Genomic DNA, 16,008 nt, shown 5'->3' on the forward strand with positions numbered 1-16,008 from the left:
ATTGTAAATAAAACGGCTAAAACCGTATCTTTGCCACTAATTACACCATAATCAATTGAGAATGAACAAGGCTATTAGCGGATTTTCTAAATTATCCAAAGAAGAAAAAATTAAATGGATTGCCGATCAATATTTTTCAACACCCGCAGAAGCCATCATCTTGCTGAAAAACTACTGGAATTCTGATGAAAAAATACAGAAATTACACGATGAATTTATCGAAAACACGATAACCAATTTCTACATTCCGCTGGGAGTTGCTCCTAATTTCCTAATTAATGGAAAATACAGCACGATTCCCATGGCAATTGAGGAAAGTTCGGTCGTTGCCGCTGCCGCAAAAGCTGCTAAGTTTTGGTCCACGCGTGGCGGATTTAAAGCAACCGTAATCAACACCGAAAAAATTGGTCAAGTTCATTTTATCTACAAAGGTGATGTTTCAAAATTGAATTTGTTTTTTGCCCAAAACAAAAGTAAATTTTTCTCAGAAACCGATTCGATTACCACCAATATGCAAAAACGCGGTGGCGGAATTTTAGACATTGTTCTAAAAGACAAAACCGATTTATTACCTAATTATTTTCAGCTGCATGCTACTTTTGAAACTAAAGACAGTATGGGTGCAAATTTCATCAATTCGTGTCTGGAACAATTTTCCAAAACATTGAAAGAGGAAGCACACAATTATGCGTTATTTACAGAAACTGAGAAAGAGATTGAAGTCGTAATGAGCATTCTTTCGAATTATGTTCCAAATTGTATCGTAAGAGCCGAAGTTTCTTGTACAATAGAAGAATTAGAAGAAAAACATATTCTAAATCCACAAGAATTTGCCGAGAAATTTATACAAGCCGTTCAGATCGCCGAAGTCGAGCCATATCGTGCGGTAACGCACAACAAAGGAATCATGAACGGAGTGGATGCTGTAGTTTTAGCAACAGGAAATGATTTTCGCGCTGTCGAAGCAGGAATTCACGCCTACGCTTCCCGAAACGGAAAATACTCCAGTCTTTCACACGCCAAAATAGAAAATGGTATTTTTACTTTTTGGCTAGAAATCCCTTTAGCATTAGGAACTGTTGGTGGTTTGACTTCCCTGCATCCATTGGTAAAATTGTCACTGGAAATGCTGGAAAAACCATCTGCCAAAGAGTTAATGCAGTTTGTAGCCGTAGCTGGTTTAGCCCAAAACTTTGCCGCTTTACGTTCCTTGACTACAACAGGAATTCAGGAAGGACATATGAAAATGCATTTGAATAACATCATCAACCAATTTGAAGCTACTGATGAAGAACGTATTTTAATCCAGAAACATTTTAGAAAAAATGCCGTTTTGCATAGTGCAGTAGTAAGTTTTATTGAAAATTTAAGAAAATAATTTTATCTTGAAGCAACAAAGAATAAGGTTGCTTCGTTCCTCGCAAAGACAATGAAAAAAACATTCTACAGTAACGGAAAACTTTTAATAACAGGAGAATATCTAGTTCTGGATGGCGCCAAAGCATTTGCACTACCCACAAAAATGGGACAAAACCTCATTGTAGAAGAAGGAAACAACGAAGAAATCATCTGGAAAAGTTACGATGCAGATGGAAGCATTTGGTTTGAAGACACCCTTTTATTTTCTGATATTTCTAAAGAAGTTAATCCTGAAACTGAATCGGTGAAGGCTACACTTACGACCATTTTGCACGAAGCATTTAAACTAAATCCGGATTTTATTTTAAATTCAGACGGCTACACAATCACTACCGAACTTAGTTTTCCAAAAAGCTGGGGTTTGGGAACGTCATCGACTTTGATCAACAATATTGCACAATGGTTGCAAATCGATGCTTTTACATTGCTTAAAAACAGTTTTGGAGGCAGTGGTTACGACATTGCCTGTGCGCAAAATGACACTCCTATTGTCTATCATTTAAAACAAGGAAATCCTGCAGTTGAAAAAGTATCTTTTAATCCGGATTTTACTAAAAACCTTTATTTTGTCTATCTGAATAAAAAGCAAAGCAGTAAAAGTGCAATAGCGGCTTACAATATGAATAAGAAGAACAATCTGCCGAGAACAATCGCTTTAAATGACGAAATAACTTCTGAAGTTTTGAATGCCACTACAATTCCATCTTTTGCTACAGCAATTCAAAAACACGAAGTACAAATGAGTATTATATTGGAAACTCAAACAATAAAAGAATCTTTATTCCCTGATTTTAATGGCGTAATAAAAAGTCTGGGAGCTTGGGGAGGTGATTTTGTAATGGCAATTGCAACTGAAAATCCAAGCGAGTATTTTATTTCAAAAGGTTATGAAACTATAATTCCATATAATGAAATGATATTGTCCTAACTTTTATTATTCTTAATATTCCTCAAAAAACCTATGAAATAAAAAATCCCGATACATTCAGCATGTATCGGGATTTTTTATTTGATTACTTACGTTATAACTAGTAATTGAATTCTTGTCTGTTGTCTTCAATTTTAGCATTTCCTTTCAACGCAGGAACTACTCTATTAGCATCTGAAGCACTTTGCTCTTTAAGTTTCAACACATAAGAAGTATGACTTTTTAAAACGGGCGCTTTTACAGTGCTATTGTTTTTTACCACATAAACCCCTGTATTTCCTTCAATTGGAGCTGACATTTTATTTGCCGCTAGAGCAAATGCATTTCCTACTACACTTGGCTCTTGACCAACACCCGGCAACATAGTATTTAGCATTGTTAAGTCAGTAGCTTGTTGCACTGTTCCTCCTACTGCTTTCGCGATTACTTCCAGCGAAGAACCTGCCATTTTAGCCTTAATTAATACTGCTTTTTTCTTATTTTTAAGTATTTGCTCTACATAAGGTCTGGCTACAGAAACGGCTACTAAACCAGAATCGTCAATACTTTTCAATTTGGCGATTACGTGACCTACATTGGCTACTTCAAATCTTTTTACAGCACCAACTTTTACTCCTTTTTCAAATGCCCAACGAACGATTGTTCTTTGATTTCCTAAAGTTCCAAAATTCTCATCCATCCCTTTTACGGAAACAGCCGGTGCAACTACAAGTCCCATATCTTTAGCGACTTTGTTAAAATCTTTATCCACAGCATCCATTTCTAATTTAGTTGCTTGTGTAAACATTTTATCGGAAGTAGCCTCTGAGGCTTCTATTTTTTGCGCTACAGTTGCTAAACGAATTCCGTCTTGTTTGTCCGTAACCTTAATAATATGAAATCCAAAATCAGTTTCTACTAAACCTATTTTCCCAATACTATTATTAAACACAAAATCATTAAATGGCTTTACCATTTGGTTTGGACCAAAATAACCTAAATCTCCACCTTGTTGAGAAGACGAATCATCAGAAGCGGTGAAAGCTAACATCAAGAAACTATCAGGACTAGCGGTAACTTGTGCTAAAACACTTTCTGCTTTTGCTTTTGCTTCTTCTTTAGTTCTTCTTTCTTTTTGATTTGGAACCTGAGTACCTTCATAACTGATCAAAATATGACTTGCTTTTGCATTCACACCTGATTTCATTCCCATTGATTTTGAAATACAGTAATATTTTCCATAAATATAAGGACCGTAAACAGCTCCAGGAGCAAGATTAAACAATTTCTCCGCATCAATTGCAGGTAAATCTTTTTTAGCCACATAAGAGGAATCATAAGGAACATCTGAATTTGAATTTACAAAATCAATTGTATTAGTTGTTGCTCTAAATCCAGGCAAAGTATCATTTTTTCCAGTAGTTTGATTGTATACTACCGTTCCATCTAACAAAGCATTTATTTTTGATTTCACTTCGGCTTCATCAGCTGGAGAAGCTTTGTCTTCAATCAAGACATATTCTACTTCACGAGACTCATCTGCTTTGAATTTTTTTTCATTTTTCTTCATGTAATCAACAATTTCAGCATCAGTGACTTTTACTTCACTGTCTTTAATTGTTGAATATAAACCTGCAACGTAAGCAAAGTTTACTTTATTAGCCTCCATTTCATACTGCATTTTCCCTTCGCTTTCCGTTGTAAAAACAGACGCCTTGATCAATGTGTTATAAATTTGGTATTTCGCATTAAGATCTGCATCTTTCTCTCTGTCTTTCAAAAACTGAGCTTGTGCTGGATTCGCTTTAAAATATTCTTTAAATTTCACAACATCAAAAACACCAGCTGCATTCAAGAACAATGGATTTCCACCAATATTTTGATCTCCTTTCAATACTTCTAATAGGTGTTTAGCACCAACTCTCAATCCTAATTTTTCAAATTCAGAAGTTAGTAAGGCTACAGAAACTTCTTGTTCCCAAACTCTATTAGCGGCTTGAGTTGAAGTAATTCCTTGACCACTTTTTTCAACATTACTTACTTTAACTCTAAAATCTTCGAATGAAATATCCTTTCCGTCAATGCTTCCTACATCTTTTGATGTACTACTGAAACCTCCACTACTAAATATATCACCTATGATAAATGCTAATAAACAAAATCCAATAACTAAGATCAGAAGAAGCGAACGTTGTCTAATTTTTTGTAATAATGCCATTTTATTGTTGTTAATTTTTATATTCAGGTTGCGAAAATACAATTATCTAATTAATAATTATAGTAGTAGCGTTTTATTTTATAAGAAATTTCAATTTTACAAAAAAAACTACTCTTGCACGGTCATTTTCACTAATTCTATTTTCTTATTTGTTGCTTCTTCAATTACAAAGCGAAAGATTCCGATAGTAATAATAGCTCCGTTTTGAGGGATTTCAGTAGTAAAATTGACAATAAATCCGCCTAGTGTACCATACGAATCACTTTCCGGGATAGCTAGTTTATAAGTGTCATTAAGATACTCAACGTCTAACCGAGCTGAGAAAATATATTCGCCGTCACCAAGTTCTTTTTCAATCAATTCTTCATCTGAATCGTGTTCATCTTCAATTTCTCCAAAAAGCTCCTCTACAATGTCCTCAATAGTAATGATCCCTGAAGTACCGCCGTATTCATCTAGAACAATAGCGACACTTTTGCGTTTTTTAATCAACAAACTCATTGCATCTTTAATAAATATCGTTTCAGGAACAAATTCTACCGGGATCACGATATCCTTGATACTTACTGGTTTTTTGAACATATCAAACGAATGTACATACCCTACAATATCATCTAGTGAATTTTGATACACCACTATTTTAGAATAGCCTGTTTCTATAAATAATTCCTTGAGATCTATTATGGTATCAAATAAGTCAATTGCAATAATTTCTGTTCGAGGGTTCATGACATCTCTGGCTTTGACTCCTGAAAACTCTAACGCATTTTGAAACATAAGAATTTCAGAATCCATTGCGTCATTATCCTCAACACTGCTCATTTGTTCTGTGATGTAATTTCCCAATTCTACTTTACTAAAAAAAAGCTGCACATTATCGCCTTCTGTTTTGAAAAATTTTCTCAGAACAAAATCAGAAACCCAAATGAAAAATGTAGATATATAATAGAAAAAGCTAAAAAAGAAATAGGCTGGTATTGCAAAAAACTTAAATAAGGAATTGGCATAAATTTGGAAGAATACTTTCGGAAAAAACTCTGCAGTAATCAATACAATAATAGTAGAGATTATAGTCTGAATCAATAAATTAAAAAAGTCCGAAAATTGAAAACCGAGTGTAAGAAACCACCTCATCAACAATTCACCCATAAAAAAACCATATACTACCATGGTTATATTATTTCCAATAAGCATGGATACAATAAACTTGGATGGTTTTTCAGTAAGTTTAGTTAATATTTTTGAAACAAAACCGCGTTGTTTTTTTTCAATTTCAAGATATATTTTGTTCGAAGATACAAACGCTATCTCCATTCCTGAGAAAAAAGCACTTAGTATTAGACACAATATAATAATACTAATCTCCATTGCTTATGATTTTTTGTTTCGGTCTTCAAATTTTTTGGCAAACTTTCTTCTGAAGAAAAACATAAAAATAGCTAATCCTGCAATCATAAAACTCAACCAGGGATTGGCCTCAGGAGTATTTAGTTTAGTAAAACCATCAAAAATAAAATAGGCTCCAAAAACAAGGTAAACGTATTGTGTGTATTTTAAGTAGTTCATATCATTTTGTATTATTCGGCGGTTTCCAGTTCGCCTGTTATTTTTTGAGAATTAATCACTTTGAAATCTTTACTAAAATCGATTCCTTGTCCATTTGAAACTCCCTTTGGATCTGTTAATTTAAATTTTCTTTCGGTAAAAAACCACTCATTTCTTTGATCAAAATAAAGTTGTTCTGTTTCTAAAAGCTGGCCATTTTCAGTAGAAATCCTTACTTTTCCCTGCAAATCAATCACTGTGGTTCCTTTGTAAGAAATGGCATAATTCGATTTGATAAATGTTTTCTTCCCCTTTTTGTCGTACAAAGTAACATCAATTCCTTTTGGAAATTCGGTAAAAGGAAAGTCAACCGTAGCATAATCCAACATTTTTGAGGTGATCAGAATAGAGGTGATTCGTCCTGAATCGGTATATTTCAAATTTACCATATCAGCATCGCTGCTAGGAACAAACTCAGAGAAATTTATTTTTTGTATTTCCTTAAAGTTACTTTCGCACCCCAAAAAAAGCGCAGCGGCAAAAACCGTGATACTTAATTTGATATAATATTTTTTGACTATTGTCATATTGGTTAGGACGAAATAATTTGAAAATGCAATTCTATATATTCTAGTTGAATTTTCTTCTAACAAACCATTGATCGTTTAGAGAAAAACTCACACTTACGTTAGCGTAATTTTCTTGCACTAAATTTGATGCTGTAGTTCCTTTTTTACCTAATTCAAAACCAATATTCACATTAGAAAAAGAACCTGTTAACGGCAATCCAACTCCAAAAGTTAATCCCATATCATCAATGGATTCTGAGTTGATAACCATGCCCGTTTTCTCAAATTTCAAACCACCTCGGTAGGTAATTCTTTTGGCATAACTTGTAAAAGAGTTATACTCAGGAATGAAATAGCCTCCAATACTGTATTTCGAATATTTTTCGTAAGTCACATTTGACATCGAATTGTAATTGTTTGCCAGTGAACTCGCATCTTGAAGTGTCAATCCAACTCCTACAAGCCATTTTCTGGCCTGACCAAAACCTGCTGCTAGGGCTAATTTATTGGGCATTTTCAAATTTACTTCCTCTTTTACATCATCTAACGCATCCACCACAACAATATCAAAATTTGAATTAAAAACTACCGTCGATATGTTTCTATTATTTTTAGACACTAACGTACTTTCAAGTGTATAATTTGCACTACTAAAAAAAGAGATTTTTTTGAATATTTTAGCCTGATACATCATTCCTAAATTGAAATTCACTCCTGATAAATCAATCGTATTCAATTCTCTGGTTCCAACAGGTACGCCAGTGACAAATTCTAAATTATTAGATTCAATTTTTCCAAAATTATAATTCACATCGGCACCTAAACTAAAGTTTGGTGTAACTTTGTATCCAACTCCTAAAAAGGCTTTATTCAAACCACCAGTTCCATTGAAACGCTTGTTAGTAAGCGACGCATCATCAGCGAGAGATTCGATTTTGTAACCCACTGAAGAATATGGAATCAACCCAAAACCCAATCCAAATTTACCAATAGGCAAACCCACGGCCAAATAATCTAAAGTTGTTCTTCTGGCATTTGCAGATTCAGTATCTGTTTTCATATTTGTAGTAGCATAGGTACCACCCAAAGTAAAAGTAGTCAGCTTAAGACTCGCGTAACTCGCAGGATTTTGCAAGTTCATGTGTATGCTATCTTGTTCAATCGCTATTCCTGCCATCGAACGATTTTCCAACGTTCCTTTGAATCTAACATCGCCTATTCCATAAAAAGAATATGGAGATGCTGTTCCTTCTTGAGCAAAAGACATTAAAGACAAAAGCAAACACGCGATTATGACAATTTTTTTAATCATTTTTGGTTTTATGTTGAAATGTTTGGTTTAAACTTTCCAGAAGAAAATTTGAATTGGCAAATATGGTATTTTTTAATCGTTTAGCCAAAAAATCTGTGTCCCCACCCGTTAAAATTATTATAAAATTTAAATAACGTGCTTTATATTCATTAATAAAACCATCAATCTCAAAAACAAAACCATTTACCACTCCAGAATGAATTGATTCTGAAGTTGAATTTCCGATTAGATTATCAGGATTTTTAAATGACAATAAAGGTAGTTTAGCCGTATACTGGTGCAAGGCCTCATAACGTAATCGAAGTCCGGGAGCAATAGCGCCGCCTAAATAATTATCGTCCTGATCTATAAAATCATAAGTAATACATGTTCCTGCATCAATAACCAACCGGTTCTGATTAGGAAACTGAAGCGTTGCTCCTGCGGCAAGAACCATCCGATCTATACCTAAGGTTTGCGGCGTAGCATATTTATTTTGGAACGGGAAGACATCCCTATTTGTAATAAAGTGAACATTTAAAACATTTTCAAAAGCTAAAAACCACTGTTTTCCGAGATCGCCAACAGAACAAACGACCAAATCTGTTGTTTTTTGAAAGTTTTTTAAAATATTTTGAATTTTTTTTTCTGCTTCTATATTGGTAAAAATAAAAACTTCCAAAAGCATAGTGCCCTCAAAAACAGCGGCTTTAATTCTGGTATTTCCTGCATCAACTACTAAAATCATAAATTATTTTTTGCTGTTGCAAAGGTACGAATTGATTTTTTTTAAAAATTGTTTTGGATAAACTAAAAATCATACTATATTTGCACCCGCATTAGCGCGGTACCTTAGCTCAGATGGTAGAGCAATGGACTGAAAATCCATGTGTCCCTGGTTCGATCCCTGGAGGTACCACAAAACCCAAACAGAAATGTTTGGGTTTTTTGTTTATATGCACTTTTTAAAGATCTAAAACTTTAATCAACAAGCATCTCTGGAATTTCAAAATCAATAATTAAGTGAGCTTCAGTAGCTTTTATGATTTCTTCCACTGCAACTCCGGGCGCTCTTTCCGTCAATCTAAAGCCTTCTGGTGTCACTTCTAAAACAGCCAACTCTGTTACTACTTTTTTTACGCAGCCAACACCGGTTAATGGAAGTGTACATTTTTTTAGAATTTTAGATTCTCCTGCCTTGTTTACATGCATCATTGCCACGATAATATTTTCGGCAGACGCGACTAAATCCATCGCGCCTCCCATTCCTTTGACCATTTTTCCGGGAATTTTCCAATTAGCAATATCTCCATTTTCAGAAACTTCCATGGCGCCCAAAATCGTCAAATCTACTTTTTGAGCCCGAATCATTCCAAAACTAAATGCCGAATCAAAGAAACTTGCCCCAGGCAAAGTAGTAATCGTTTGTTTTCCGGCATTAATCACATCTGCATCTTCTTCCCCTTCAAAAGGAAACGGCCCCATTCCTAAAACTCCGTTTTCACTTTGAAATTCCACCGAAAGACCTTCCGGAATAAAATTAGCGACCAAAGTGGGAATACCAATTCCTAAGTTGACAAAAAAACCTTCTTTCACCTCTTTGGCAATTCGTTTTGCTATTTGATTTTTGTCTAAAGCCATGATTAATTTCTTTTACGCGTTGTACGTTGTTCAATTCTCTTTTCAAATTGTGCTCCTTTAAAAATGCGCTGCACCATAATTCCGGGCATGTGAATTTGGTTTGGATCCAATGTTCCCGCAGATACTAATTCCTCCACCTCAGCAATTGTAATTTTAGCTGCTCCCGCCATGCATCCGTTAAAATTTCTCGCGCTTCCTTTAAAAATTAAATTTCCCGCCTCATCTCCTTTCCAAGCTTTTACAATGGCAAAATCTGCTTTATAAGCCAATTCCATTAGATGCATTTTTCCGTTGAACTCGCGGACTTCTTTCCCTTCGGCTACTTCAGTTCCGCAACCTGCAGGAGTAAAAAAAGCAGGTATTCCGGCCTGAGCAGCACGACATTTTTCGGCCAAAGTTCCCTGCGGAGTAAGTTCAACCTCTAATTCACCGGAAAGCATTTGGCGTTCGAATTCGGCATTTTCACCCACATAAGAAGAAATCATTTTTTTGATCTGTTTCTTTTGCAGTAATAAGCCCAATCCAAAATTATCCACACCGGCATTATTTGAAATACAGGTCAAATCAACTGTTCCTTTTTTTACCAATTCGGCGATGCTATTTTCCGGAATTCCGCAAAGGCCAAAACCACCTAACATAAGCGTCATTCCGTTCTCGATTCCTTCGAGAGCTTCCTGAACCGTGTTTACTTTTTTATTTATCATAACTCATCTTGTTTATTATCAATTAGAATTTCAAAAAAAAAATCCATCAAAATTACTCTTGACAGATTTTTTACTAACTAAAGCATAACTAAAAAACCAAACCAAATTTTTATTGAGCGCTCCAACCTCCGTCTAAGGTAAAAGTTGTTCCTGTAATTGTTGTTGCATGATCTGTGGCCAAAAGAAGGGCCATTTCGGCAATAGTCTCAATAGGAATAAACTCTTTGACCGCCTGTTTTTTCAGCATAATCTTATCGATCACCTCCTCTTCCGAAAGATGGTGTGCTTTTGCCTGATCCTTAATTTGGTTTTCCACCAAGGGTGTTTTTACATAACCGGGACAAATTGCATTTGAAGTTATATTGTATGGCGCTCCTTCTAAGGCCATTACTTTTGTCATACCTACAACGCCATGTTTGGCAGTTACATAAGCCAACTTGAACTCAGAAGCTCTAATCCCGTGAACCGAAGAGATATTGATTATACGACCAAATTTTTGCTCTTTCATATGTTTCCAAGCTGCTTTGCCAGCATAAAAAGCAGCATTCATGTTAATCGCTATGATCTTTTCATACATTTCGTTTGGAAAGTCTTCAATTGGCGATACATATTGAATACCAGCGTTATTAATCAGCACATCAATCGAACCCAATTGTATTATTGTATCTTCAACAAGTTGCGTAATTGCTTTAGAATCTAATAAATTAGCATTTGAATAGCCCGTTTTGACCTGATATTTTTTACCGATTTCTGACGCAAGTTCTGCACCATTCTTTTCCAATCCGTGAAGCATGATCTTATAACCATTTTTTGCAAAAACCTCAGCTATTCCCAATCCAATTCCGCTGGTACTTCCTGTGATAAGAACTGATTTATTCATTTTCCAAAAAGTTTAAAATGACTTTATTAAACGCTTCAAATTGATCCATTACAACTCCATGTCTGGAATTAGAAACAATAACCACACTTGCATTCTGCATCCTAGAAGCAAAGCCTTCTTTGTAGGAAACAGGCATATAATCCATGTCAGATCCAACAACTAATGTTTGATGAGAAATAGTTTCCAACTTGTCTCCCAATCCCCAATTCATTAATGTTACAAATGTTTTATAATACACCTCTGGATTATTTTTACTGCAACGTTCTTCAAATTCCTCTTTTAGTTGTTGCTGTTGTGGCTCCGGAAACATATTTTTTGAAATTTCTTTGGCGAGTTCCTGAAGTCCCCTTGTTTTTAAAAAAGAAGTTCTGCTTTGTAAAAGATCTGTGCCAATTTTACCCATATTATCAAAATCAGGACCACTGTTCACAATTATTAACCTGTCAACTATATCCGGATGCGATACCGCCATTTGAAAAGCAACAGCTCCTCCCATGGAAAAACCGACAAAGGAGGCTTTATCAATTTCTAATTTTTGCAACAATTGATAAATATCTTCTGTTAAGAATTCAACTCCAAAATCATCCTTGTTAATCCCTGATTCTCCATGACCTCTAAAATCCGGTATAATTAATCGAAATTTTTTGGACAAGACCGGAATTTGAAAGTTCCAGTCTTTTTGTGTTGAACCCAAACCATGAAGCAAGACCAAGGTTTTTCCTTGACCAACATCTTCATAGTTGATTTCTATTGAGTTAAGCTTTACTTTTGGCATACCAAATTATTTTTAGTTAGCCAATTATTTTTTAGCAAAAAAATCGATATTGTACTTCATCTCTAAATTAAATAAGGTGCTGATTACTGGTGAAGCAACAAACTCTCTCACTTTAGCATTGAACAAATTGGTAAAACTTGCTCCAAACGACAAGCGCTCCGTTGCATAATAACCCACATTCGCATCAACTGTAAAGCCGCCTAATTGTCCGTAGTTCCATGTTCTGCCATTTCTGGCTCCTTCAATTACATCGTTACTTCCATCTCCGTTTAAATCCTGCGTTTTGGCTGCAATATTAATTCCGGAAAAGAAGTCATATTTTTGAACGAATCTTCCATAAATAGCGCCATAAAATTTGCCTTTATTGTAGTGAAGGCCCAAACTCATTTTGTTCGTTGGCGTATTGATTGGCAAATCTGTTTCAGTTACTTTTCCATCTCGATTCCCATCGTTACTGAGGTCATTTGTATCTAGATTTCTTCCAAAATAGGAATAATTAAGTGTTGTTCTAAAAGCATCATCGAAATAGTAATTTAATCCAAGGTCAAACCCATAAGTATCTACTTGTCCAAAATTAGAATAAGTAAGGATAAAAGCACCTGTTGAACCCGGAACTACCTCTCCAATTGGTTTATCTCCAACATGAGTTACCGTTCTTCCATTTGTAGCGATGTTCACTAGCGGACTAATAAATTTATCTGATTGATTATAATAAGCGTTTACATCAATAAAAAGTTTTTTTGAAAGTTTTCCTTTATATCCTACTTCATATGAATTGATGGTTTCTACTTCTAATTTTGCAATTTTGCTTCCATCAGACAAGGTAAAACCTTCCCCATTTCCTAGTACTAAACCGCCAAATAGATTCCCCTTCAGATTCAAAATTGAAGGAACTGCCATTCCTTTTCCGTAAGTAAGACGAAAAGTTCCTGTTTCAAACTTTTTGGTAATTGCTGCTTTAGGAAGTAAATTTGAGCCGTAAAAATCATGATTATCTACACGCAAAGCAGCTAGGAACGCCCATCCTGATTCTGGAGCTTTGTATTCAAATTGCGAATACACTCCCGTTTGTGCAATCTTGATTACGCCGTCTTGGTCTAATAAATAGGTTCCTTTTGAATTTGCCATATCATATTGATATTGAGCTCCAGCAGTTAAGAAAAAATTACTCCAATTGTTGTTATACTGCGCTTCGGCATTGTATCTTCTTGAAGCATCTTTAAATAAGGATCCTCTCTTTAAAGGCACCCCTCCTGAACCAATCGGAAACCATTGCTCTGCGTAAGACCTTCTTAAAGCTTCTTCCTCTGAAAAACCATTATTGATAAAGGAAACATAATTTTGTGTTCTTTGGTTAATCGCATACGTTTCATCCGTTTTACTCCAACTGTAATAAGTATTCAAAAAGAGACGCGGCGAAACATATTTCAATTGCGCTACATCAATAGACCAATCTTTAATTTGATTTCTACCAGCACTTGTTACGCCCAAATTATTATTGTTACTGTGTCCGTAATAACTGCTTACTTCCGAAGTTGCTGTAGGTTTATAAAACAATCCTGCCCCGTATTTTTGAGTGTCGAATTTGCGGTCTAATTCTAACTCTTTATATCCTTTTGTACCAACATAAACAGAATCTGTATAATTGAATTCCGTTCCTTGTGATCTTTCAAAATGAAATTTATAAGCAAATTTATCACTAACTGCCTGGGCATGACGCAAACGCGCAGTTAATACACTTTGATTTCCGCCACCAAGGGCTAAAGTGGTTCCTTGATATTTGAAGGGATTTTTAGTAATGGTATTCACTAAACCATTGTGCGCATTGGGTCCGTATAAAGTTCCGTTTGGTCCTAATAAAATCTCAACTCGTTCTACATCGTCCTTTGTCACGGTTTCCATAGATCCTAAAGGCAATCCTGTTGCTACTAATGAAGACAAACGGTCGTCTGTTATTTGAAGGTTTTTAGAATTGAACGCAGAGTTAAATCCTCTAATATTGATTCCTGTTCCCAAAACTCCTGTTCGAACAAAATCAACTCCTTTTTGTCTCGAGGCCAATTCTCCTAAGTTAAAACTTGAAAATTGCTCAATTTCTTTAGTCTTGATAATGTTCACTGTGGCCGGAACATCAGTCAGTTTTTGTGGTTTTTTATTGGCTGAAACCACTACTTCGTCCAATTGTCCAAAAGATTCCTGCATATTGAGATTCAGTTGTGTGGCCTTACCGGCTTGAATGGTTACCGATTGGGTAAAACTCTCAAATCCTACAAACGACAAAGCTATTTTGTAGCTGCCGGCCGGAACATTGTCAATAACAAACTTTCCATTTGCGTCTGTTACAGTTCCTTTTTTAAGGTTTACGATCTGAACTGTTGCTCCAGAAAGTGGCATACCGTTGGCATCGGTAATTGTTCCGTTTAATGAGCCATTATCCTGAGCATAAATTAACTGAGCAAACAGGAAAAGAAAAAGGTAAAGATGTTTTTTCATGGGATTAAGTATTTGATTAGTGAGTGCAATCTAAAACGAAATCTAAAAGAGCATTCTCACTTTTTACGTTTTTTTGGTGTGACTTTAATAACGACAAAGCCTGAAAAGTATAAATTCTGTAATCCGTACCCTTATTTATGTGGAAAGTTTCAGGTGTGACTTTAATTTTGAAAAGGCCTCAGGAAGGTTTTTTGACAATCGATCAATCACCTGTATCATCAGATTTCTTTCCTTTTCGGAAATGATTATACCTTCTAAGGGCTCTTTAATTTCCTGAAGTAATCGAACTGAATTAATTTTTCCTTCCATATATTTTGACAAGGAAACACTCCAGGCAATCGTAGGCACATAATTGCTGCTTTTTCTGCGATCATTTTCTCGTTCCTGAAGTTTGTATTTTTGAAAAAGCTGCAAAACTTCCTCGTATTTTTCTTTGGTAATCAACACATTAAAATAGGAAGTGAAGAAAAGATGCCAGCGGTGTTTTAAAATTGCTTCTTCATTTTTTCTGAGAAAATGTCGCGCAATATTTTCAGCCTGTAAAAGTTGGTTAAAGTCCGTCAGCAAGCGAATGTGGTAGGAAGTATAACTAATTTTTTGATGGTAATTGTGCGTCAATTCTGAAAGTGCTCTGAAATTTTCCAATAATTCCAATGCTTTTTGAGGCTTGTTATTTTTTATCAAAATAGCCACCAAATTGTTCACATACATCAAGGTATCGTCATTGTTCTGGCGGATGGAAAGAAATCCAAAATACTCCGCTTTTGTCAATTCGTTTTCCTTACTGTGCAGTAAAACTCTATTCGCATAATAATTAGACAACAACCTGCGCGAATACATTTCTCCCCGACTGAAAAAGACATCAATTTGATCAAAAAGTTGTTTTAATTTCTGATTATCGTTATAATTAGTAAACATAAAAGCTAATAGAACAAAGGCCTGATACCTATTTCTTCCATCAATTGTTGTGGTGCTAAAAACTTTAAACAGCCATTTTTCCCAATATTTAGTTTCGTTATTTTTGAGTGTATATTGATTGGTAATCTCCGTGGTTGCCTGATAGAGTTTGTCCTGAATTTTTTTTGCTTTTGTAAAATGAGACGAAAAAAGTTCTAAGAAATTCGCGATAATCTGATGGTCCTTATACCGCATCCGGATCAACAGATAAGCTCTGTATTCCCGAGCCAACTCATAAAGATTCTGAAAGTTGTAATCCGGTTGCTTGTATCCCTGAATGTATTGAAGAAAATGAACTTCTTCCAATGAGGAAATCGTGTCGGTCAGAATTTTCTTTTTATAAAGCATAATCCATTCAGTAATCAGATCGACATCAATGAAAGTCAGCTTTTTTTCCATCCAATTTTTAATGTAATTGAATTTCCTCTTGTCGATATTGTCATCAAAAGAAATGAAAATACTTTCTGAAACTGAATTTTTGACAACCTGATTAAAAATCTGTTGCTTCTCTGGATCCTGAAAATTACTAATCAAAGCGAGGTATTGCGCTTCGTGCGGCAGGATACTTTTGCTGAGTTCAGTGAATTTTTTTAGTTTAATCTTCATCAA

Annotated in this window: 14 protein-coding genes and 1 tRNA gene; 3 read left to right on the forward strand and 12 right to left on the reverse strand. The window is 35.1% G+C overall.

Annotated elements, in window-relative coordinates:
- Positions 1 to 61 precede the first annotated feature (61 nt).
- Positions 62 to 1,378: a hydroxymethylglutaryl-CoA reductase, degradative gene (locus tag ACEN2F_RS09320; RefSeq protein ID WP_441738228.1), complete on the forward strand. Its 1,317-nt coding sequence runs from the start codon at positions 62 to 64 to the stop codon at positions 1,376 to 1,378.
- A gap of 51 nt (positions 1,379 to 1,429) precedes the next feature.
- Complete coding sequence (locus ACEN2F_RS09325; RefSeq protein WP_441738230.1) at positions 1,430 to 2,347, forward strand: GYDIA family GHMP kinase; 918 nt, start codon at positions 1,430 to 1,432, stop codon at positions 2,345 to 2,347.
- Between the two features lie 100 nt (positions 2,348 to 2,447).
- Here the strand turns inward: ACEN2F_RS09325 and ACEN2F_RS09330 are convergent, their stop codons facing one another.
- From ACEN2F_RS09330 to ACEN2F_RS09355, 6 genes are all read right to left on the reverse strand, one after another.
- Complete coding sequence (locus ACEN2F_RS09330) at positions 2,448 to 4,544, reverse strand: peptidylprolyl isomerase (protein ID WP_441738232.1); 2,097 nt, start codon at positions 4,542 to 4,544, stop codon at positions 2,448 to 2,450.
- A 108-nt stretch (positions 4,545 to 4,652) separates the two neighbouring features.
- Entirely contained in the window at positions 4,653 to 5,912 is a 1,260-nt protein-coding gene (locus ACEN2F_RS09335) for a hemolysin family protein (RefSeq protein ID WP_441738234.1), read from the reverse strand.
- A 3-nt stretch (positions 5,913 to 5,915) separates the two neighbouring features.
- The gene (locus ACEN2F_RS09340) at positions 5,916 to 6,110 is read right to left on the reverse strand and encodes a hypothetical protein (protein ID WP_441738237.1); all 195 of its coding nucleotides are present in this window, start codon (positions 6,108 to 6,110) and stop codon (positions 5,916 to 5,918) included.
- 11 nt (positions 6,111 to 6,121) lie between these two features.
- Positions 6,122 to 6,676 carry an LPS export ABC transporter periplasmic protein LptC gene (gene lptC, locus ACEN2F_RS09345; RefSeq protein ID WP_441738240.1) on the reverse strand — a complete coding sequence of 185 codons (555 nt, stop codon included), beginning with the start codon at positions 6,674 to 6,676 and terminating at the stop codon, positions 6,122 to 6,124.
- Between the two features lie 43 nt (positions 6,677 to 6,719).
- Positions 6,720 to 7,970 (reverse strand): hypothetical protein, encoded by a 1,251-nt coding sequence (locus tag ACEN2F_RS09350; protein ID WP_441738242.1) that lies wholly within the window; start codon positions 7,968 to 7,970, stop codon positions 6,720 to 6,722.
- Positions 7,963 to 8,697, reverse strand: a complete 735-nt coding sequence (locus ACEN2F_RS09355) for a type III pantothenate kinase (RefSeq protein WP_441738245.1) — start codon at positions 8,695 to 8,697, stop codon at positions 7,963 to 7,965. The genes ACEN2F_RS09350 and ACEN2F_RS09355 overlap by 8 nt, the downstream gene beginning before the upstream one ends.
- Positions 8,698 to 8,795: 98 nt before the next feature.
- Between ACEN2F_RS09355 and ACEN2F_RS09360 the strand changes: the two genes are divergently transcribed.
- Positions 8,796 to 8,868 (forward strand) — tRNA-Phe (locus ACEN2F_RS09360).
- A 62-nt stretch (positions 8,869 to 8,930) separates the two neighbouring features.
- Here the strand turns inward: ACEN2F_RS09360 and ACEN2F_RS09365 are convergent.
- The 6 genes from ACEN2F_RS09365 to ACEN2F_RS09390 form a co-directional block, all read right to left on the reverse strand.
- On the reverse strand, positions 8,931 to 9,590 hold the full coding sequence (locus ACEN2F_RS09365) for a CoA transferase subunit B (RefSeq protein WP_441738246.1): 660 nt from the start codon (positions 9,588 to 9,590) through the stop codon (positions 8,931 to 8,933).
- 2 nt (positions 9,591 to 9,592) lie between these two features.
- The gene (locus tag ACEN2F_RS09370) at positions 9,593 to 10,294 is read right to left on the reverse strand and encodes a CoA transferase subunit A (RefSeq protein WP_441738249.1); all 702 of its coding nucleotides are present in this window, start codon (positions 10,292 to 10,294) and stop codon (positions 9,593 to 9,595) included.
- A 109-nt stretch (positions 10,295 to 10,403) separates the two neighbouring features.
- Positions 10,404 to 11,174, reverse strand: coding sequence for a 3-hydroxybutyrate dehydrogenase (locus ACEN2F_RS09375; RefSeq protein ID WP_441738250.1), 771 nt, complete (start codon positions 11,172 to 11,174; stop codon positions 10,404 to 10,406).
- Positions 11,167 to 11,949 carry an alpha/beta fold hydrolase gene (locus ACEN2F_RS09380; RefSeq protein ID WP_441738253.1) on the reverse strand — a complete coding sequence of 261 codons (783 nt, stop codon included), beginning with the start codon at positions 11,947 to 11,949 and terminating at the stop codon, positions 11,167 to 11,169. The genes ACEN2F_RS09375 and ACEN2F_RS09380 overlap by 8 nt, the downstream gene beginning before the upstream one ends.
- A gap of 24 nt (positions 11,950 to 11,973) precedes the next feature.
- Positions 11,974 to 14,442, reverse strand: a complete 2,469-nt coding sequence (locus ACEN2F_RS09385; RefSeq protein WP_441738255.1) for a TonB-dependent receptor — start codon at positions 14,440 to 14,442, stop codon at positions 11,974 to 11,976.
- Between the two features lie 135 nt (positions 14,443 to 14,577).
- Positions 14,578 to 16,005, reverse strand: coding sequence for a hypothetical protein (locus tag ACEN2F_RS09390; protein ID WP_441738258.1), 1,428 nt, complete (start codon positions 16,003 to 16,005; stop codon positions 14,578 to 14,580).
- Positions 16,006 to 16,008 lie beyond the last annotated feature (3 nt).

Source organism: Flavobacterium sp. W20_MBD1_R3 (assembly GCF_052119725.1).
Taxonomy (GTDB): domain Bacteria; phylum Bacteroidota; class Bacteroidia; order Flavobacteriales; family Flavobacteriaceae; genus Flavobacterium.